Raw genomic sequence first — 18,476 nt, forward strand, 5'->3', positions numbered from 1 at the left:
GAATTTTGCGCCTTAAGGCGTGACCACCAGAAAGCTCTGCACCGCCTGCGCCAGGATCACCGCAACCACCCCGTAAACCGTCAGCCAAAGCCGCCGTTCCATCCGTTCCATCATATCCTCCAGACGGTCCAGCCGGCGCAGCAGGTTTTCATGATGGATCGCGCTCACCCGTTCATGCGCTTGCAACCGCAGCCCCGGTGCGCATTCAAACCGCTCATATGCCGGAAGCTCACTCATCGGCCACCACCGCAGGCAGCCCCAGCATCCGGCGCTTTTCAGCTTGGCTCAGAAACTCCGCCTGTGCCACCCGCGCCCATTGCGCATCCCGCTCCGCTGACAGGGCGGGCACCTGATCCAGATCCGGCTTGACCTCCACGATCTCGCCGGAAAGGCCGGACAACCAATGCCCCAGGGCCGCTGTGACACGCGTCGCCAGTGGCAGTACGGTCAAACGGTAAAACGCGCGATGGGCCTCCTGATAGTTGGCATAGGTCGCATCCCCCTGCACCCCGATCAGCATCGGCGGCACCCCGTAGGCCAAAGCAATCTCCCGCGCTGCCGCCTCCTTGGTCTTCTGAAATTCCATGTCGGAGGGGGAAAAGCCCATGGGCTTCCAGTCCAAACCGCCCTCCAGCAACATCGGTCGCCCTGCATTGCGCGCGCCTTGATGATGGCTCTCCATCTCGCTCACCAGCCGGTCATACTGATCTTCGCTCAGCTTGCCCTGACCTTCCGCGCCCTTGTAGACAATCGCCCCCGATGGCCGGGCGGCATTGTCCAACAAGGCTTTTGACCAACGCGATGCAGCATTATGCACATCCAGCGCCATCGCCGCGGCCTGCATCGGGCTAAAGCCATAGTGATCGTCCTGCGGATGGAAGTTGCGGATATGGCATATCGCATCGCGGCCACCCCGCAGATCAAACCGGTGCTTGCGCCCGCCAACAGCATATTCATAGGCCATCGGCCAGCCATCCGCCCCCGGCACCACCGACATACGGTCTGAGCGTAACACATGCAGCTCTGCCGGAACCCCGGTATCCCCCGCCGCCTCAACATAGCCATTGCCGCTCAAGAGCAACTGCGCATATAGCGCCTCCAGCAGCTCGGCCCGCCCCTGCGCCCCATTGGGCCGTGCCAGCAAGTCGGCAATCGGATGCGCCTCGTAGCGATGCGCTTTATCCTGCACCGCCAACGGCAAGGCCGCCGCCGCCTCCGCAATCAGTTTGACCGACCGGAACCCGACAGGATTGCCGCAAAACCCGGTCCGCGTCAGGCTCGCCGTGTCACGCGGGCTCCAGGCAACCCGGCCCGAGGTCTGATAGGCCACAACCGGTCCGGTGGCCGATGCCTTCTGCGCCGGTGCCTCTGCCGCCGCCCCGCGCCGCAGGAAATCCAAAACCATCACGTCACTCCTCATTCGCTCTGCCCCAACCGGCGCAAACAGAACCTGCCAACAAAAGGTTAAGACCGCGAAACCAGACCGTGCGCCGCTTGGCGCAACACCTCGTTTCGCGCCTCCCCCCCCACTTCATTTGGCAAGAAAAACTCCTGCGCGGCACCCGCCGCACAGAGTGCCCTCACAAGGTCCGCACCCCCGGTGCCCGCCACTTGGCCGCAGGCGCGATCATCAGCTCGTGAATGGCCCAGACCAGCGCATCCACCCGGTCCGGGCTGCCGCCACCCTCATAGCCCCGCGCCGTCATCCGGCACATCTGGTCCTCTAGGGCATCCAGCCCGCGCAGGTGGCGCACCCGCCCCTGCTCATAAAGGGCGGCCACCGGTTCCGCCCGCGCTGCCTTGCCGCGGCTGGCATGCACCGCCTTGATGGGCAGCATCGGATCCACGCCATGCAAAACCTCGCTGACCATCTGCCCGCCCTGGTTGATCTCGACCACCAGACGGTCCGCGCCAAACCGCTCCATCGCGGCAATGGCGGCCTTGGCCCATGCGCCCGGACTGGCCCCCTGCACCGTACAATCTGCCAAGACAACCGCCCGCCAATCCTGAACTGGCCCCTGTGTTGTCGCGCCGACCACGACGATCCCGCATTCGTCGGCGCTGGCACCGCTGCTGATGGAGGGGTCAAGCCCGACAACAATCCGGTCAAACTCAGGCGGGGCTTCAAGACGGCCTTGCTCCAACATCTCGCAGGTCCACAGCGCGCCTTCCGCATCAGACAACAACACCCCGTCCAGCTCTTGCCGTCCCATCCGCGTGCCGCGATACCTTGCCCGCACCTCTTCCATGAAAGAACTTGCCAGATTGGCTGCATTCGCCTCCGTCGGCGCATGGGACTGTACCGTCGACGGGGATTTGAGCAGCTTTTTCAAGACATCCACATTGCGCGGCGTCGTCGTCACGCAGACCCGCGGATCATCCCCAAGCCGCAGCGCAAATTGCAACTGGTCCCAAGCCTCCTGCCCGCGCTTCCACTTGGCCAGCTCATCCACCCAGGCGGCATCAAACTGCGGTCCGCGCAGCCCTTCAGGGTCATGCGCCGTATGCACCGTGGCAACCGCGCCATTCGGCCAGATCAACCGCTTGCGCGTGGCCTCCCAGTCGGGCCTGCGATCCTCTGGCGAACAGGCCAGAATGCCGCTGTCACCAAAGATCATCACCTCACGCACCTGCTCGATCGTTTCGCCCACCAAGGCCACGCGCCGGCACCGCCCCTTATCCAAAGGCCGCGCCCCCTCAACCATGCTGCGCACCCATTCCGCGCCCGCGCGGGTCTTGCCCGCACCGCGTCCGCCCAGCACAACCCAGGTGCGCCACGCGCCCTCTGGCGGCAATTGATGAGACATCGCCCAGAACTCAAACAAATAGGGCAGCGCCATCAATTCCCCCGCGTTCAGATCATCCAGAAACTCGGCTTGCACCGCCGCATCTGCGCAAGCGATCCAGCTTGCACCCGATGTCAGCCCTTGCTTGCTCCAGATCGAGGGCATGGCCTGCCCTTGCGATCCCCGCTTGTCGATTTCTACAGTCATTCAGAAACATCTCCGCCTTTGTGCATTGCGTCACCAGCCCCTGCATGTCGCGCAGGTGCTTCGCCATCTGTGTTTTGTCGATATCCTCCCCAGATCGGGCCGTTTGTGCCTGGCCTTCGATCTCTTGCCGCAACACCCGAATTGCGGCCCGCAAGGCGTCAAGGATCTCAACACCATGCGCAATTTCTTCGTCCGGGGTGATTACTGTCATTGTCGCGCAAACCTCTTGTAAGGAATTCCCGACCAATCAAACGCAAAACGGCCCGCGAGGTGTCCCTCGGGGCCGTTCATTCACGTCTGCTAGCGTGACAAAATCTATAGATCAGACCGTGCGCAAAGTCAAGAATAACAGTGTTAACAACACCTTACCCAAACGCACGCCAAAGCGGTCGCACGCGCCTAGTTCCCACCCGTCGAGGCATTACCCGCTGCCGCTGCACCGCGCTCCGCTTCGATCTCGCGCCACTTCGCAACGTTGCGGTTGTGCTCATCCAAGGTCTCGGCAAAGGCGTGTCCACCCGTACCATCAGCCACGAAAAAGATGAACGGGCTCTCATCCGGCTGCGCTGCCGCCATCAGGCTGGCCCGTCCGGGATTGGCAATTGGCGTCGGCGGCAAGCCTTCGATCACATAGGTATTCCAAGGGGTTGCCTTGCGCAGCTCCGACCGGCGCAAGCCGCGCCCCAAGATGCCCTGCCCCTTGGTGATGCCATAAATGACCGTCGGGTCGGTTTGCAGACGCATGCCCTGGTTCAGACGGTTCACAAAAACACTGGCCACCTGCCGCCGCTCTTCTGGCACGCCGGTTTCCTTTTCCACGATCGATGCAAGGATCAGCAGATCCTCAGGCGTTTCAATCGGCAAATCCGGATCACGCGCCTCCCATGCGGCAGAAACCAACAGCTCTTGCGCATCCTGCATCTGGGCAATCACCTCAGCCCGATCATCGCCGGGCCGCACCTCATAACTGTCGGGTGCCAGCGATCCTTCAGGCGGCTGCGTTGCAATCTCGCCATCCAGCACCTCAATCCCCTTCAGCGCCTCAACCACCTGCCAGCTGGTCACACCTTCGGCTATCGCAATGCGAAACCGCGTGTCACCCTTGGCAGTGGTCTGGGTAAACAGCTCAGGAACCTCATCCGCGCCGGGCGTGAACTCCACCCGTTCCACAAACCGGTTCGTGTTTGGATCCAACTCGCGGACCTGCACCGATACCCGGTTGATGCCGATCCGGTACACCACTTCAGTGCCGCAAGTGCTGGCTCCGCCCTTGGTGATCACATCGACAATCTCCGCCATCGACGTGCCCGGCTGCACCAAAAAGCTGCCCGCCTTTAGCTGGGAAGTTTTCTCTTGGTAATCGGAACCAATCCGAAAGATCGCCGCAGAACTTACCGCCCCTTGCTCCGCAAGGCTCCGGCTCACTTTGCGCATGTTCGATCCGCGTTCGACCTGCAGGCAGATGGCCTGCGTCAACGGACCCTCGGCCTGATACTGGCCCTTGCCCCAGAGGATCACGCCCCCGACAAGGAACAGCAATACTGACAGGAACGTGACCGCGTTAGACGCAATGTGTCGCCACATTATTTGACTTTCCCGAACAGAACGCTTGCGTTGGTGCCACCAAAGCCGAACGAGTTGCTCAGCGCCACATTGATCTCGCGCTCGACCTTTTTGTTCGGGGCCAGATCAATGGGCGTTTCCACCGCGGGGTTATCAAGGTTGATCGTTGGCGGTGCGACCTGATCACGGATCGCAAGGATCGAGAAAATCCCCTCAATTGCGCCCGCCGCACCAAGAAGGTGGCCCGTTGCAGATTTGGTCGAAGACATCGTGACCTTGCCCGCATCCGCGCCCATCATCCGCTCAACCGCGCCCAATTCGATGGTGTCGGCCATGGTCGAGGTGCCATGCGCGTTGATATAGTCGATGTCTTTCGGCTCCAGCCCGGCAGAGCGCAACGCCGCCCGCATGGACCGCTCGCCGCCTTCACCATCTTCGGACGGCGCGGTGATGTGATAGGCATCGCCCGACAGTCCATAGCCCAAGACCTCGGCATAGATCTTCGCGCCACGCGCCTTTGCGTGTTCGTATTCTTCCAGAACCACAATACCCGCGCCCTCACCCATGACAAAACCGTCGCGGTCCGCGTCATAGGGGCGGCTGGCGGATTTGGGATCATCGCCACGTTTGGTCGACAGCGCCTTACAGGCGTTGAAACCGGCAATGCCAATCTCGCAAATTGCCGCTTCCGCACCGCCTGCAACCATCACATCCGCATCGCCCAGCATGATCAGACGGCTGGCATCGCCAATGGCATGTGCGCCCGTGGAACAGGCCGTCACAACCGAATGGTTTGGCCCTTTAAACCCATAACGGATCGACACCTGCCCCGAGATCAGGTTGATCAAGGCACCCGGCACAAAGAACGGGCTGACCCGGCGCGGACCTTTTTCTTTCATCATCACGGCGGTGTTGGCGATGGAGTTCAAACCACCAATGCCGGATCCGATCAATACGCCCGTGCGCTCAAGATCTTCAACGTCCGTCGGCATCCAGCCGCTGTCTTCAACAGCTTGCTGCGCGGCGGCCATGCCAAACAGGATAAAGGTATCTACCTTGCGCTGTTCCTTGGGTTCCATGTATTTGCCAGCGTCAAACGTGCCGTCACTGCCATCACCCAATGGCACTTCGCAGGCATATTGCGTGACCAGATTGCTCGCATCAAACCCCGTAATCGGGCCCGCGCCGGACTGACCGTCCAGAATACGGCTCCAGCTTTCCTCTACGCCATCTGCCAGCGGCGTGACCAAACCCAAACCGGTTACAACTACTCTGCGCATATCCAAGCCCCTTGGTGTTATATCGCTTTGGGGGGCTATACCTTGCGGCACCCCCTTTGTTCAAGTGCGCAGGCACGCCCTCGCACAGCGGACCAAGCGTGCCACGGCGACCCGCCCCCGCCAAGCCCCGAAGTTAGCCAACCGGCCCCTTGCGGGTCATCAATTGCACCTTATCGCCGCCAAATTCCGCCTCGCGGAGCGGAACATAGCCGACTTCCCGTGCGATGCGCAGCGATCCGGTGTTGTCCGGCGTGATCATGCAGACCGTCCGACCTGCAATCACACGGTCAAACCAATCATGGGCGGCCTGTACGGCCTCCAGCCCCAAACCCTGCCCCTGGCTCCCCGGTTCGAGCACCCATCCCGCCTCGGGAAAAGGATCAAAATCATCGCCCAATCCGCGTGAGCCGAAGAAAAAGCCGGTCTGCCCTGCCATCTGATGCTGACGGTGAACTTCGATGGCCCATTGGCCAAAGCCAGTAATCTGCCAATGGCCCGCATTGCGTAAAAATGCGTCCCATGATTGGGATTTGGGCCGCGGTTTGCCACTGATATGGGTCACCACTTCGGGCATCGCCCAGATTTCGGCAAAACGGCCAAAATCCTCGGCCCGCATGGCACGCAGGGTCAATCGGCGGGTGTTGATAGTCGGAATATTTCGGGACATTGAGGGTGAATTGCCTTCACTCGTAAACTGCTGCTTTGCCTCAGTTTTGCGCGGCCTGCCGCCCGGCACAACCCCTGCTTTGCCCTGCCCAATAGAAAACGGCGCCATTCCGCCAAGGAACAACGCCGCTTTGAATTTCATAGCTGCAAAGGCGCTCAGGCCAATGCGAAAAGCCGATTAGGAGGCTTCTTTGATGAACTTTACCGCATCGCCAAAAGTCTGGATGTTTTCGGCTGCGTCATCTGGAATTTCGATGCCGAACTCTTCTTCGAACGCCATCACCAGTTCAACAGTGTCAAGGCTGTCTGCGCCAAGATCGTCGATGAACGACGCATTCTCGGTCACTTTGTCCTCTTCAACACCAAGGTGTTCCACAACGATTTTTTTCACGCGGTCTGCGACGTCGCTCATAATAAGTCCTCATGTCTTTGGCCCTGTTTGGGCCCTTTTCTATCCGCACGCCGTTGAACGACGCTTGGAAATTACCCCGTTGCCGAGGCGGCTATTTCCCCTGTTCGCACAGGGAATAGGGTGCGATCAAGCACCCCTCGATACGAATCTGCGCCTCGTTTACCATATCAATCCTATCAGGCAAACGTTTTGCGTCAGAGGCTACAACATGGCCATGCCGCCGTTCACATGCAAGGTGGTGCCTGTTACATAGGCCGCTTCATTGCTGGAAAGATAGACCACAGCAGCGGCAATCTCGGATGGCTCGCCCATGCGGCCAGCAGGGATTTGCCCCATGATTCCAGCCTTTTGATCATCGGTCAGCTTATCGGTCATCGCCGTGGTGATAAATCCGGGCGCAACCGCATTTACTGTGATCCCGCGGCTGGCAACCTCACAAGCCAGCGACTTGGACATGCCCACCATGCCTGCTTTGGACGCCGCATAATTGGCCTGACCGGGGTTGCCGGTGGCGCCGACCACGCTGGAAATATTCACAATCCGGCCCCATCGGGCCTTCATCATGCCGCGCATCACCCCTTTGCACAGCTTGAACGTCGCGGTCAGATTCACGTTCAGAACCGACTGCCATTCATCATCCGACATCCGCATGAACAGATTGTCGCGGGTGATCCCGGCGTTGTTGACCAGAATATCAACCGATCCCATCGCTTCTGCCGCCTGTTTGGGCAGCGCATCAACCGCCTCCATATCGCTCAGGTTACACGGCAGCACATGCGCCCGCTCGCCCAGTTCCGCCTTCAGCGCCTCAAGTGGCTCAGTGCGGGTGCCGGACAGGCCAACTGTTGCGCCCTGCGCATGCAATTTGCGCGCAATATCGGCGCCAATCCCGCCCGATGCACCTGTCACAAGTGCATTTTTACCTGTCAGATCAAACATGTGTCTTCCTTTGCTCTTTCTCTTTTAGGGGTGGGTCAGCACACCAAACCGCGCCAATTCACCCCGTGTCATCTCATGTATCCCGTCTGAGGGCGCGGCCTGCAAGGTAAACCAGTAAAACGCATCACTGCCCAGCATATCGCGGGTGTACTGCGCGTTGGTCTGATGCTCCGCCGCATCGCGCGGATAACTGCTGCCCTCGCCAAAGCCATCGGCCCAGCTGTGCACCCCGATCACCGCACCGTTTTGCGCGGTACGGCGCACGCCGGCCAGGAACAGATCCACCGCACCTGAATAGATCTCGCTCTGCGCGGTCAGATGGGTGTCCAGCCCGCGCCCGCGCAAGAAATACCCCATCCGCAATACCGCCTGATCATCCAGTGATCCTGGCATCATCCCCTGCACCACGGTGACAATCTGCGGGTTGGCGGCAATCACCGCCTCGAAATTCGCCGGTGTACGGCTGGTGATCTCACCATTGAGCCAAAGCTGGCTGCCGCGCACCTCCATCGCTGTGCGATCCACGGCATTGTCTGTAATCGCACAGCCGAGAATCGCCAATACAGCACCAAGTAGCGCGGCCAGCCGCATCAGGCGTCTTTGGTCGCCGCAACATCATCGGGCGTGCCGATGGCCCGCATGGCACTGTCCTTGGCGATCCGCCGGATCATACCGGACAGGGCCTTGCCTGCGCCGATCTCCCAAAATTCGGTCACGCCCTGCGCGGCCATCCATTCCACCGAAGACCGCCAGCGCACGCGCCCGGTCACCTGCTGCACCAGCAAATCGCGGATCTGGCCTGCATCGGTCACCGCCTCTGCCGTAACATTGGCCACCAGCGGCACTTGCGGATCATTCATCGTGACCTCGCCCAGGGCGCGGGCCATTTCATCCGCCGCTGGCTGCATCAAGGCGCAGTGGAAAGGCGCCGAAACCGGCAATGGCAAGGCGCGTTTTGCCCCTGCCTCTTTGGCCAGAACAAGCGCTCGTTCAATGGCTGCCTTGCTGCCGGACAGCACGTTTTGGGTTGGATCATTTTCATTGGCCAACTGGCATACATCGCCCTGCGCGGCATCCTCGGCCACCTTGGCCGCTGTGTCTGCGTCCAGCCCCAGAACCGCCGCCATCGCGCCTTGACCCACAGGCACCGCCGCCTGCATTGCCTTGCCGCGAATGCGCAACAACCGTGCGGTATCGGCCAAAGACAACGTGCCCGCCGCGCAAAGTGCCGAATATTCGCCCAATGAATGGCCCGCCACAAAAGCCGCCCGGTCCAGACCAATCCCCTCGGCCTTCAACGCCGCCATCGCCGCCATCGAGGTGGCCATCAGAGCAGGCTGCGCATTTTCTGTCAGGGTCAGTGTCTCGATCTCACCCTCCCAGATCAGATCGGACAGCTTTTCACCCAGGGCCGCGTCGACCTCATCAAAAACGGCCCGCGCCTCTGGATAGGCGTCTGCCAGCGCCTTGCCCATACCGATGGTCTGTGCGCCCTGACCGGGAAATACGAATGCGATGCTCATGTTGGCCCCTTCTTTTCAGTGGCCTTTGGTCTAGCCTGCACCGCCCCCCTGAACAAGAGTGCAGAGACGCTGTGCATGGATTGTCATTGCCTTGGCCGGATTGACACTTAGGTTGGCGCAGACCCAAGCAGGAGCTAACGATGTCCCTATCCAACACCCAAACCCGCTATGGCGCGGTGACCAAGGCGATCCATTGGCTGATGGCCCTGTTGATCCTGTCACTGATCCCGATGGGATGGTTTGCCCATCAATTGCCTTTTGAAACGGACGCCGAGCTGGCCCGCAAGGCATGGCTGTTTTCACTGCATAAGACATTGGGCGTGCTGGCATTCTTCCTTGCTGTCCTGCGGATTATCTGGGCGTTCACTCAGCCCAAGCCCGGCCTTTTGAACGCTGACAAAAAACTGGAAAGCTGGGCGGCAGACACCGTGCACTGGATGCTTTATGGCGCGATGGTGGTGGTGCCGCTGTCCGGCTGGATCTCCCACGCAGCCGCGGCAGGTTTCGCGCCGATCTGGTGGCCCTTAGGCCAGGGACTGCCGCTGGTGCCAAAATCCACCGCGGTTGAACACTTCTTTGGCGCGCTGCACTTCGTGTCCGGGCGGCTGCTGATCCTGTCCTTGGTGCTGCATATCGCGGGCGCATTGAAACACCACGTGATCGACCGTGACGCGACACTGCGCCGGATGTTGCCGGGCCGTCCGGATCTGCCTCCCCTGCCCGATCAGGCGCACAGCCGCACCCCCGTTTTGGCCGCCGTTGCGCTTTGGTTGGCGGCCCTGGGTCTATCGGCAGCATTGGCAGGCGGCAAAACCCAAGCCGCGCCCGAAGCCCTGGCCGAGGTCACATCACAATGGCAGGTCGAAACCGGCACCATCGAAATTACCGTGGTACAATTCGGCTCTGAAATCACTGGCAGCTTTGCTGATTGGACCTCTGTCATTGCTTTTGATGAGACCATCCCGACGCCCGATGTCGCGATCGGCAGTGTGGAGACAACGATCTCGATCCCCTCGCTCACCCTTGGCTCTGTCACCGCGCAGGCGCTTGGGCCTGACTTTTTTGCTGCCACGGATTATCCAACGGCGGTATTCAAGGCAGATATCAAACATGCCGCCGACGGGTATGAGGCGATCGGAACCCTGTCCATAAAGGATCAAACCGCGCCCCTGACCCTGCCGTTCAGCCTTTCGGTGGACGGCAACCGCGCTGAAATGCGCGGTGATCTGACACTGGACCGGCGCAGCTTTGGGATTGGTGATAACGTCAATGACCCCGCAACGCTGGGCTTTGAGGTGCGGGTCAAAATCACCCTGACCGCGCAGCGCGGCACGGAATAGCAAAAGGCCGCCGGGGTGTCCGGCGGCCTATTGTTCTGTCTCGCGTTGAAAGTTTAGTCGGCTTTCATCGCCTCGATAGAGATTTTCACCTGTACTTCGTCGCTCACATAGGGCGCGAATTTTCCAAGGTTGTAATCCGAACGCACCAGCGTGGTGGTGGCGTCAAAACCCATCCAGGGCTTGCCCGCCATCGGGTGATCGCCTTTTTGGTTCAGCTTGGCATCCAGGACCACTGATTTGGTTACATCGTTCAGCGTCAGATCACCGGTGATCAGAGCGGTATTGTCGCCGGTGACTTCGATCCCTGTAGAGGTGAATGTCACCAAATCGCCCTCAGCGGCGCCGAAAAAGTCTGGCGACATAAAGTGCGCGTGGCGCTCTTCCCAGCCGGTAAACATCGACATCACAGGCATGGACACCGTGACCGAAGAGGCGTCAGGGGCGTCCGCATCAAACATAATCTCGCCTTCAAAGCCAGAGAACATGCCATAGCTGGTGGAGAAGCCGAGGTGGTTGTAATCAAACACGATTTGGCTGTGGCTGGCATCCAGCACATATTTCTCTGCGCCTGCGGCAAAGGATGGTCCGGCCAGAACTGTTGTCAGGCCGAGGGCCGAGGCAAGAATTGCGTTTTTCATTTGGGTCGCTCCGTTGGTTTGCGTTTGTGCAAGCCAAAATGGGGACCAAGGGCGCAAGTGCAATTGGACAGGTCTGAACAGGGTCTGCGCATTTTTGAACACTGGAGCCGGCCGGCGGCCCTTGCAAAAACAAACGCCCCGGCTATTGCCGGGGCGCTTTTGGGTCGTGAAAAGGCATTCTGCCTTTGTGTCGGGCATTCTGCCCTGTCGTTTCAGGCATTCTGCCTGTCTTGTCCGGGCCTTCTGCACCGGTTTTTGGGCCTTCTGCCCGGATCACGCAAGCGTTCTGCTTTTTGCGGGCTTTTGCCCAGCGTCACCCGGCAGTCTGCGCCAGTTTCCCGACGTCTTTCAGCCCCCCCACGAGGCTGAAAAGGGCATCGCGATTCTTCATTGTGATGTCCACCAGCAAGTCGTCGTTCCGGTCCCACATGCGCACGCGCGGCCCGTCCTGTTCGGCGCGGGCCAGATCGTCAAACCCGCAGCGTCGCAAGATGATGTCACCGACCCCTTTGGCCGGGCGCACCACCCGCACCTCGCGGCGGATAGTGTCGATCTCGACACGCGGATCGCGGGGAGTGCTGCTGGCCAGCAGCAGACCGAACCCGGCCAATCCCCCAGTCAAAGAAAGAGCCAGCTTGAACAGCAACAGATCGTTATCCCAGCTTGATCCCGGTGCGACCCAGAGGCCAACCGCCGCAACCATCAATGACGCGCCCATCAGCCGCTGCACCGAGCGCTGCATCACGCGGCCCTCATCATTTGGCCGGTTGCGCATCGCGCTGGTTTGTTTGTCTTCTGACAAAAAGGAAGCATCCTCGCCCTCCATAAAATCTGCTGTCGCTGTCACTGCACCCATCCTCGCTGTTCATCTTGAGTTAAGGAATGGGCGAAGAAATGGCCGAGAATTGGGCGACAACTGGGCGATGTGCGTACCTTGTCAGGGCAGCGCCGTTATCTGCCCTCTTTGCCGGCCATTGCCATTCTGCGCCAATGGCGATACCTGTGCCGCAGGCCCGACCGCCTGCCGCCCGCAATACCGGTGAAGTGTCGGATTGATTTTGGACCTACCCTGTTCTGCCGGTGGGAAACGCGGGCCCCTTTCGAAAATGCGGAACGTGTTTGTGAGGCCAATCATGTCCCTTAATCCTGCTGTGGATCCTTCTCCGCAAAATCCCTTTACCCACGGGCCGCTTGGCCCGATCTTTGCCAAGACCGCACTGCCCATCATCTTTGTGATGTCGATGAACGGTCTGCTGACGGTGGTCGATGCGATCTTTCTGGGCCGCTATGTCGGCGCAGAGGCGCTTGGCGCTGTGACCCTGATCTTTCCTTTGTTCATGCTGATTGTGGCGCTGGCGACGCTGGTCAGCAACGGCATGTCCAGCAAACTGGCCCGGCACCTGGGCGCAGGAGAGCATGACGCCGCCCGCGCCGTGTTTGCCGGTGCGCATGGGCTGGCCCTGTTCGCCGGTGTGCTGCTGGTGCTGACCTATCTGGCGGTTGGACCGGCGGTTGCACAATTTCTTGCAGCCGGGTCCGACGTGCTGGCCGAGATGGCCCAGACCTATCTGGCCATCACGATGTTCATGTCGCCCTTGCTTTTCGTGCTCAGCGTCAATTCGGATGCGCTGCGCAATGAGGGCCATGTCGGTGTTATGGCCGCACTCAGCCTTTTGGTGTCCTTGCTGAACATTGCCTTTAACTATGTCCTGATCGCCCTGATGGAGATGGGCGTGGCCGGATCGGCCTATGGCACGGCGCTGGCGCAACTGGTGACGATCCTGATCGTTATCGGCTTTCGCCTGTCGGGTAAAACCCTGCTCACCCCGCGCGCCCTGCTGCAAGCGCCCCTGACAAGCGATTGGGGCCGTATCCTCGCCCTTGGTGCGCCGCAAAGTCTGAACTTCATTGGCGTGGCCCTGGGCTCCACCGCGATTCTGCTGGCGCTGCAAATGGTGGATGCGCCGCAATATACGGCGACAGTGTCGGCCTATGGCATCATCACCCGCGTGATGACCTTTGCCTTTCTGCCGCTTTTGGGGCTGACCCATGCGCTGCAAACCATTGTCGGCAACAACTATGGCGCGCGGGCGCTGGACCGCTCGGATCGCAGCTTGCGGATCGGGATCTGGATCGCGTTCCTTTATTGCCTTGGTTGTCAGGTGGTCTTTGTGGCACTGGCACGTCCCATTGCACGGCTCTTTGTCTCTGATCCAGAGGTGATCACGGCGTTTCAATGGATCTTGCAAGTCACCACTGTGATGTTCTGGCTGGCGGGTCCGATGATTGTGATCGCCTCCTACTTTCAGGCGCTGGGGGATGCGACACGGGCGGCGGTGCTGGGATTGACCAAACCCTATGCCTTTGCGCTGCCGCTGACCTTTGCCCTGCCGCTTTTGATGGGGGAGTTTGGGATCTGGATTGCCGGTCCGGTGTCTGAGATCTTGATGGCGATCCTCACCTTTGTAGTGCTGTCCCAGACCGCCCGCCGCCTGAACCTGCGCTATGGGCTTTTTGCCGCCGCGCGGGCCTGATCCTATTTGACGCGCGGCGGCCTTGCCCTGCGCGTCAAACCGTGTATATGGACCCTTCCTTTGCAAATCTTTTGAACCGCGCAGTCTCTCGTGGTGGGGCCGCAAAGGATCATGCCCTGCCTATGAAATGCGCCTTGATAAAAGTAGGAGTACACATGCCACTGTATGAGCATGTTATGATTGCGCGTCAGGATCTTTCCAACACGCAAGCCGAAGGCCTTATCGAACATTTTGGTGCCGTCCTGTCCGACAATGGCGGGAAACTCGTGGATCACGAGTACTGGGGCGTCAAGACAATGGCCTATAAAATCAACAAGAACCGCAAGGGCCACTATGCCTTCCTGCGCAGCGACGCACCAGCGACCGCCGTTCAGGAAATGGAACGCCTGATGCGCCTGCATGACGATGTCATGCGTGTTCTGACCATCAAAATGGATGAGCATAAAGACCTGCCATCCGTTCAGATGCAGAAACGTGACGAACGGCCCGAGCGCCGCGAACGTCGCTGATTTTGGCTTGAGGAAAAGGATCTAAACCATGGCTGCAAAACCATTTTTCCGCCGTCGCAAGGTCTGCCCATTCTCGGGCGACAACGCACCTGCGATCGACTACAAGGACACACGTCTGCTGCAACGCTACATCTCTGAGCGTGGCAAGATCGTGCCTTCCCGTATCACCGCGGTATCCGCGAAAAAGCAGCGTGAACTGGCCCGTGCCATCAAACGCGCCCGCTTCCTCGCCCTGCTGCCCTACGCCGTTAAGTAAGGAGAAAGCACATGCAAGTTATCCTTCTGGAACGTGTATCCAAGCTTGGCCAAATGGGCGAAGTTGTGGACGTAAAGCCGGGTTATGCTCGCAACTTCCTGCTGCCACAGGGCAAGGCGCTGTCTGCGTCCAAAGCCAACGTGGAAGCCTTCGAAGCACGCAAAGCACAGCTTGAAGCACAGAACCTCGAAACCAAAAAAGAAGCCGAAGCCATGGCGGACAAGCTGAACGGTCAGCAGTTCATCGTGATTCGCTCTGCTTCTGACGCCGGTGCGCTTTATGGCTCCGTCACCACCCGTGACGCCGCCGAAGCATCGACAGAGGCTGGTTTCACCGTGGACCGCAAACAGGTTGTTCTGCAGAACCCGATCAAGGATCTGGGTCTGCACGATGTCACCGTTGTTCTGCACCCCGAAGTCGAAGCCACAATTCAGTTGAACGTTGCACGTTCCCCTGAAGAGGCCGAGCTTCAGGCGTCCGGCAAATCCATTCAGGAACTGGCCGCGGAAGAAGAAGCCGCAGCTGATTTCGAGATTGCCGAATTGTTTGATGATATCGGTTCCGCCGCATCCGACGATGACGAGCTGGCCGAAGCGGTCCAGCCTGCAGAAGAAGCTGAGGACGACGCGGCGAAAGCCTGATCTCCCCCTTCCCTTCTATCGAACAGAAACGCCGCGCAGATCCTGCGCGGCGTTTTTCTTTGCCCTGCGCAAATCGCCGCCGATGCCAAAGGCTTTACCTTGTCGTAACGCCCTTGCGGGATAAACAGAGGCTATTGTTCCTGTTTGCCGGTGCGTTCCATGCCTCACCTCTATTCCCGACGTTCGATGTTGTTGCTCTGCGCGGGGGCGTTGCCGCTTGCGGCGTGCGGGGGTGGCGGCAACAGCGCCCCGGCGCCCTACACCAACCCGCCCGAACCGCCGCTCTATCCCAATGAAACCCCCGCCCTGCGGGCCAGCATCAACCGTTGGGCGGATCACTATGCCTTGCCGCGACCGTTGGTGCACCGCCTTGCCATTCGGGAAAGCACGCATAACCCTGCGGCCCGCAACGGCCCTTATTGGGGGCTCCTGCAAATCCTGCCCGCCACGGCCCGCACCATGGGTTTTCGCGGACGCCCCGCTGATCTGCTGAACGCGGAAACCAATTTGCAGTTTGGTCTCAAATACTTGCGCGGCGCGTGGCTCTTGTCCGATGGTAATTTCGACACCGCCATCGGCTGGTACGCGCGGGGCTATTACTATGAGGCCAAGCGCCGCGGCATGTTGGTCGAAACCGGTTTGAAGTCTGGCTGACGGGATGCGGCCTGTGGCTGGATCTCCGTCAAATCACGCGCAGACCCACCCAAAGCCCCAGTGCAAAGGTCAAATGTGTTTGCAGGCTCCGGCTGCGGGCCGTCCATGGCTCTGGCAATTTCCGCCCCGCAATCCCCATCCCGAACGCGGGCTGCATCACGAACCATGGCGCCACAACGGAGCCCACTCCGACCACAAACGCCGCAGCGACCACGGATGCACCGGCCTGCACCATCCAAACCGCAGGCGCTGCCCAGATCACACCAATCACATAATGGAGCAGCCAACCAAACGGGCGTTCACCGCCGCGTTGTTCAGTGGCCGCGATGTTGTTGTGAAACCATCGACCGGACCACATGTGCAACATCCAGCGGCCCAACAGCGCGTAGTCCAGCCCCCTTACCCCGCTCAGCCGCGCCCTCAGCACCGAAATCACATCCATCACCACCGTGGCCACCACACCAACCGGGATCACCTGCGCCGCTATTCCATCTCCGAACATTTTTTGCCTCTTGTCAGTTACGTTCACGCTGCGCAACCTGCATCTTCAAGTGCACTTGAGGTCAACCATGCAAAACCCCGACATTTCCGAACTGGCCAAAGACAGCGGCGTGCCTGCCTCAACCCTCAGATATTACGAGGAAATTGGGCTGATCCGCGCGGTCGGACGCAAGGGGATCAAGCGCGTGTTCACCGCCGATGTGATGGACCGTCTGACGTTGATTGGCTTGGGCCAGCGGGCCGGTTTCAAACTGCGCGAGATCGCGGCGCTGATGGGCCGGCGGGACGCGCCGCGCCTGTCGCCAGATGCCCTGCGTGCCCGCGCCGATGCGCTTGACCTACAAATTGCAGAGTTGCAACGCATGCGCGATGGCCTGCGTCATGCGGCCAATTGCACGGCACCCAGCCATCTGGAATGCCCCAAGTTCCGGCGTATCCTGCAAATCACAAAAACCCGCAGGCGGCAGGGTAAACCTTAGCGGAGACAAACGAAAAAGGCCGCACCAGATGGCGCGGCCTTCACAACTTGGATCAAGTTGATCTTATTCGTCTTCGAGCGCTTCAACGGCCTTTTGCAGGTCGTCCTTGCTGATCTCTTTTTCAGTCACTTCGGCGTTTTCCGCGATGTGATCAATCACTTTGTCTTCGAACAAAGGCGCACGCAGCTGTTGCTGCATCTGCTGGTTTTGCTGAACGAATTCAAAGAACTGGCGTTCCTGACCAGGGTACTGTCGTGCCTGGTTCATGATCGCCTGGGTCATCTCGGCGTCGGTCACCTGTACTTCGGCTTTCTGGCCCAGTTCTGCCAGCAGAAGGCCAAGACGCACGCGGCGTGTCGCCAGCTTGGTGTGCTCTTCCTTGGTTTCGATCTCGGGGTGATCGTGGCCTTCAACGTCAGGGTTTTCGTCATGCCACAGCTGGTGGGCAATCTGGCCCGCTTCGGTTTCAACCAGGGTGGGCGGCAGGTCAAAGTCAACCATGCTGTCCAACTGGTCCAGCAGGCCGCGCTTCATCACCGCGCGGGAGGCACCGGCGTATTCGGCTTCCAGACGCTCAGCGATCTGCGCTTTCAACCCGGCCAGATCTTCGGCACCGAATTTTTTCGCCAGTTCATCGTCGATCTCAGCGGCAACAGGCTCTTTCACCTCTTTGATTGTGCAATCAAATGTCGCCTCTTTGCCCTTCAGGTGCTCGGCCTGATAATCGTCAGGGAAAGACACGGTCACGGCTTTTTCTTCACCGGCCTTTACGCCAACCAGCTGCTCTTCAAAGCCGGGGATAAAGGAGTTGGACCCCAGAACCAGCGGATAATCTTCGGCAGAGCCACCTTCAAAGGCTTCGCCATCCACTTTGCCGACAAAATCCATGACAACCTGATCGCCGTCTTTGGCTTTGGAGCCTTTCTTGCGGGCTTTGAAATCCTGCGCGGTTTCGGCAAGGTTGGCCAGCGCTTCATCCACAGCGGCGTCGTCGGCTTTGACCACCAGCTTTTCCAGCTTGATCTTGGACATGTCCAGTTCAGGGATTTCTGGCAGCGCTTCATAGGTCATTGTGACCTCGACATCGTCGCCTTCTTTCCAGTCTTCGTTGGCCATTTTCACTTCGGGCTGCATCGCAGGGCGATCGCCGGATTTTTCGAAATGCTCGTTCATCGCGCCGTCGATGCTTTCCTGCATCGCTTCGCCCATCACGCGCTGGCCAAACTGCTTTTTCAGCAGCGCCATCGGCACCTTGCCCTTGCGGAAGCCCTTCATCTCGACTTCAGGCTGCGCCTCGGCCAGCTTCTCGTTCACTTTGGCGTCCAGCTCGGCCGCCGTCACGGTGATGGCATAGCCGCGTTTCAGACCTTCGTTCAGCGTCTCGTTGACCTGCATGTTTGCTCCATAGGATAGGGCCGCGCCGCGCGGCGCGGGTAAAAATTTCCGCCCTTCTATGGCTGATGAAGGACGTGCGCAAGGGGGTCAGCCCGGTCGAACCGGCCTTAGGCGGTGGTTGGGGTTAAAAACCTGCCTGCATCTGCAAAACAG

Annotated in this window: 21 protein-coding genes; 7 read left to right on the forward strand and 14 right to left on the reverse strand. The window is 59.8% G+C overall.

What is annotated here, in order from left to right:
- Positions 1-12 precede the first annotated feature (12 nt).
- From K3754_RS11390 to fabD, 10 genes are all read right to left on the reverse strand, one after another.
- Positions 13-237: a hypothetical protein gene (locus K3754_RS11390; RefSeq protein ID WP_203210955.1), complete on the reverse strand. Its 225-nt coding sequence runs from the start codon at positions 235-237 to the stop codon at positions 13-15.
- Positions 230-1,405: a phage portal protein gene (locus tag K3754_RS11395; protein ID WP_259937343.1), complete on the reverse strand. Its 1,176-nt coding sequence runs from the start codon at positions 1,403-1,405 to the stop codon at positions 230-232. The genes K3754_RS11390 and K3754_RS11395 overlap by 8 nt, the downstream gene beginning before the upstream one ends.
- A gap of 175 nt (positions 1,406-1,580) precedes the next feature.
- Entirely contained in the window at positions 1,581-2,807 is a 1,227-nt protein-coding gene (locus K3754_RS11400; RefSeq protein ID WP_409202387.1) for a DNA-packaging protein, read from the reverse strand.
- Positions 2,808-3,392: 585 nt separating this feature from the next.
- Positions 3,393-4,577: an endolytic transglycosylase MltG gene (gene mltG, locus K3754_RS11405; protein ID WP_203210953.1), complete on the reverse strand. Its 1,185-nt coding sequence runs from the start codon at positions 4,575-4,577 to the stop codon at positions 3,393-3,395.
- Positions 4,577-5,836 carry a beta-ketoacyl-ACP synthase II gene (fabF, locus tag K3754_RS11410; RefSeq protein ID WP_203210952.1) on the reverse strand — a complete coding sequence of 420 codons (1,260 nt, stop codon included), beginning with the start codon at positions 5,834-5,836 and terminating at the stop codon, positions 4,577-4,579. The genes mltG and fabF overlap by 1 nt, the downstream gene beginning before the upstream one ends.
- 133 nt (positions 5,837-5,969) lie before the next feature.
- Entirely contained in the window at positions 5,970-6,503 is a 534-nt protein-coding gene (locus K3754_RS11415) for a GNAT family N-acetyltransferase (protein WP_203212107.1), read from the reverse strand.
- A 177-nt stretch (positions 6,504-6,680) separates the two neighbouring features.
- Positions 6,681-6,914 carry an acyl carrier protein gene (locus K3754_RS11420; protein WP_025048350.1) on the reverse strand — a complete coding sequence of 78 codons (234 nt, stop codon included), beginning with the start codon at positions 6,912-6,914 and terminating at the stop codon, positions 6,681-6,683.
- Between the two features lie 201 nt (positions 6,915-7,115).
- Entirely contained in the window at positions 7,116-7,853 is a 738-nt protein-coding gene (fabG, locus tag K3754_RS11425; RefSeq protein WP_203210951.1) for a 3-oxoacyl-[acyl-carrier-protein] reductase, read from the reverse strand.
- 24 nt (positions 7,854-7,877) lie between these two features.
- Complete coding sequence (locus tag K3754_RS11430; protein ID WP_259937349.1) at positions 7,878-8,444, reverse strand: alpha/beta hydrolase; 567 nt, start codon at positions 8,442-8,444, stop codon at positions 7,878-7,880.
- Positions 8,444-9,376 (reverse strand): ACP S-malonyltransferase, encoded by a 933-nt coding sequence (gene fabD / locus K3754_RS11435; protein WP_259937350.1) that lies wholly within the window; start codon positions 9,374-9,376, stop codon positions 8,444-8,446. Before fabD ends, K3754_RS11430 begins: the two co-directional genes overlap by 1 nt.
- Positions 9,377-9,516: 140 nt before the next feature.
- Here fabD and K3754_RS11440 point away from each other — a divergent pair, with 140 nt between their 5' ends.
- A complete protein-coding gene (locus K3754_RS11440; RefSeq protein WP_203210948.1) occupies positions 9,517-10,716 on the forward strand; it encodes a cytochrome b/b6 domain-containing protein in 1,200 nt (399 codons plus the stop codon).
- Positions 10,717-10,769: 53 nt separating this feature from the next.
- On the opposite strand, the gene K3754_RS11445 is transcribed toward K3754_RS11440, so the two are convergent.
- Together K3754_RS11445 and K3754_RS11450 are read right to left on the reverse strand one after the other, a co-directional pair.
- Positions 10,770-11,354 carry a YceI family protein gene (locus K3754_RS11445; RefSeq protein WP_259937352.1) on the reverse strand — a complete coding sequence of 195 codons (585 nt, stop codon included), beginning with the start codon at positions 11,352-11,354 and terminating at the stop codon, positions 10,770-10,772.
- Between the two features lie 313 nt (positions 11,355-11,667).
- Entirely contained in the window at positions 11,668-12,201 is a 534-nt protein-coding gene (locus tag K3754_RS11450) for a hypothetical protein (protein WP_203210946.1), read from the reverse strand.
- Between the two features lie 286 nt (positions 12,202-12,487).
- Between K3754_RS11450 and K3754_RS11455 the strand changes: the two genes are divergently transcribed.
- From K3754_RS11455 to K3754_RS11475, 5 genes are all read left to right on the forward strand, one after another.
- Positions 12,488-13,888: an MATE family efflux transporter gene (locus K3754_RS11455; protein WP_259937354.1), complete on the forward strand. Its 1,401-nt coding sequence runs from the start codon at positions 12,488-12,490 to the stop codon at positions 13,886-13,888.
- Between the two features lie 155 nt (positions 13,889-14,043).
- The gene (rpsF, locus tag K3754_RS11460; RefSeq protein ID WP_025048358.1) at positions 14,044-14,397 is read left to right on the forward strand and encodes a 30S ribosomal protein S6; all 354 of its coding nucleotides are present in this window, start codon (positions 14,044-14,046) and stop codon (positions 14,395-14,397) included.
- A 28-nt stretch (positions 14,398-14,425) separates the two neighbouring features.
- Positions 14,426-14,653, forward strand: a complete 228-nt coding sequence (gene rpsR / locus K3754_RS11465; RefSeq protein WP_005852865.1) for a 30S ribosomal protein S18 — start codon at positions 14,426-14,428, stop codon at positions 14,651-14,653.
- A gap of 11 nt (positions 14,654-14,664) precedes the next feature.
- Positions 14,665-15,294 carry a 50S ribosomal protein L9 gene (rplI, locus tag K3754_RS11470; RefSeq protein ID WP_259937384.1) on the forward strand — a complete coding sequence of 210 codons (630 nt, stop codon included), beginning with the start codon at positions 14,665-14,667 and terminating at the stop codon, positions 15,292-15,294.
- Positions 15,295-15,453: 159 nt separating this feature from the next.
- Positions 15,454-15,948 (forward strand): lytic transglycosylase domain-containing protein, encoded by a 495-nt coding sequence (locus tag K3754_RS11475; protein ID WP_259937386.1) that lies wholly within the window; start codon positions 15,454-15,456, stop codon positions 15,946-15,948.
- 28 nt (positions 15,949-15,976) lie between these two features.
- On the opposite strand, the gene K3754_RS11480 is transcribed toward K3754_RS11475, so the two are convergent.
- Positions 15,977-16,450: a DUF2938 domain-containing protein gene (locus K3754_RS11480; RefSeq protein WP_259937387.1), complete on the reverse strand. Its 474-nt coding sequence runs from the start codon at positions 16,448-16,450 to the stop codon at positions 15,977-15,979.
- 67 nt (positions 16,451-16,517) lie between these two features.
- Here K3754_RS11480 and K3754_RS11485 point away from each other — a divergent pair, with 67 nt between their 5' ends.
- Positions 16,518-16,928: a helix-turn-helix domain-containing protein gene (locus K3754_RS11485; protein WP_259937389.1), complete on the forward strand. Its 411-nt coding sequence runs from the start codon at positions 16,518-16,520 to the stop codon at positions 16,926-16,928.
- A gap of 63 nt (positions 16,929-16,991) precedes the next feature.
- Here K3754_RS11485 and tig read toward each other — a convergent pair whose 3' ends face one another.
- Positions 16,992-18,323, reverse strand: a complete 1,332-nt coding sequence (gene tig, locus K3754_RS11490; RefSeq protein ID WP_259937390.1) for a trigger factor — start codon at positions 18,321-18,323, stop codon at positions 16,992-16,994.
- Positions 18,324-18,476: the final 153 nt, after the last annotated feature.

This window comes from Sulfitobacter sp. M368, assembly GCF_025141875.1.
Lineage (GTDB): Bacteria > Pseudomonadota > Alphaproteobacteria > Rhodobacterales > Rhodobacteraceae > Sulfitobacter > Sulfitobacter mediterraneus_A.

Bases quoted from the DNA above. Each gene is read 5' to 3' on its own strand.
- K3754_RS11390 (WP_203210955.1), bottom strand. From the start codon at position 237: ATGAGTGAGCTTCCGGCATATGAGCGGTTTGAATGCGCACCGGGGCTG.
- K3754_RS11395 (WP_259937343.1), bottom strand. From the start codon at position 1,405: ATGGTTTTGGATTTCCTGCGGCGCGGGGCGGCGGCAGAGGCACCGGCG.
- K3754_RS11400 (WP_409202387.1), bottom strand. From the start codon at position 2,807: ATGTCTCATCAATTGCCGCCAGAGGGCGCGTGGCGCACCTGGGTTGTG.
- mltG (WP_203210953.1), bottom strand. From the start codon at position 4,577: ATGTGGCGACACATTGCGTCTAACGCGGTCACGTTCCTGTCAGTATTG.
- fabF (WP_203210952.1), bottom strand. From the start codon at position 5,836: ATGCGCAGAGTAGTTGTAACCGGTTTGGGTTTGGTCACGCCGCTGGCA.
- K3754_RS11415 (WP_203212107.1), bottom strand. From the start codon at position 6,503: ATGTCCCGAAATATTCCGACTATCAACACCCGCCGATTGACCCTGCGT.
- K3754_RS11420 (WP_025048350.1), bottom strand. From the start codon at position 6,914: ATGAGCGACGTCGCAGACCGCGTGAAAAAAATCGTTGTGGAACACCTT.
- fabG (WP_203210951.1), bottom strand. From the start codon at position 7,853: ATGTTTGATCTGACAGGTAAAAATGCACTTGTGACAGGTGCATCGGGC.
- K3754_RS11430 (WP_259937349.1), bottom strand. From the start codon at position 8,444: ATGCGGCTGGCCGCGCTACTTGGTGCTGTATTGGCGATTCTCGGCTGT.
- fabD (WP_259937350.1), bottom strand. From the start codon at position 9,376: ATGAGCATCGCATTCGTATTTCCCGGTCAGGGCGCACAGACCATCGGT.
- K3754_RS11440 (WP_203210948.1), top strand. From the start codon at position 9,517: ATGTCCCTATCCAACACCCAAACCCGCTATGGCGCGGTGACCAAGGCG.
- K3754_RS11445 (WP_259937352.1), bottom strand. From the start codon at position 11,354: ATGAAAAACGCAATTCTTGCCTCGGCCCTCGGCCTGACAACAGTTCTG.
- K3754_RS11455 (WP_259937354.1), top strand. From the start codon at position 12,488: ATGTCCCTTAATCCTGCTGTGGATCCTTCTCCGCAAAATCCCTTTACC.
- rpsF (WP_025048358.1), top strand. From the start codon at position 14,044: ATGCCACTGTATGAGCATGTTATGATTGCGCGTCAGGATCTTTCCAAC.
- rpsR (WP_005852865.1), top strand. From the start codon at position 14,426: ATGGCTGCAAAACCATTTTTCCGCCGTCGCAAGGTCTGCCCATTCTCG.
- rplI (WP_259937384.1), top strand. From the start codon at position 14,665: ATGCAAGTTATCCTTCTGGAACGTGTATCCAAGCTTGGCCAAATGGGC.
- K3754_RS11475 (WP_259937386.1), top strand. From the start codon at position 15,454: ATGCCTCACCTCTATTCCCGACGTTCGATGTTGTTGCTCTGCGCGGGG.
- K3754_RS11480 (WP_259937387.1), bottom strand. From the start codon at position 16,450: ATGTTCGGAGATGGAATAGCGGCGCAGGTGATCCCGGTTGGTGTGGTG.
- K3754_RS11485 (WP_259937389.1), top strand. From the start codon at position 16,518: ATGCAAAACCCCGACATTTCCGAACTGGCCAAAGACAGCGGCGTGCCT.
- tig (WP_259937390.1), bottom strand. From the start codon at position 18,323: ATGCAGGTCAACGAGACGCTGAACGAAGGTCTGAAACGCGGCTATGCC.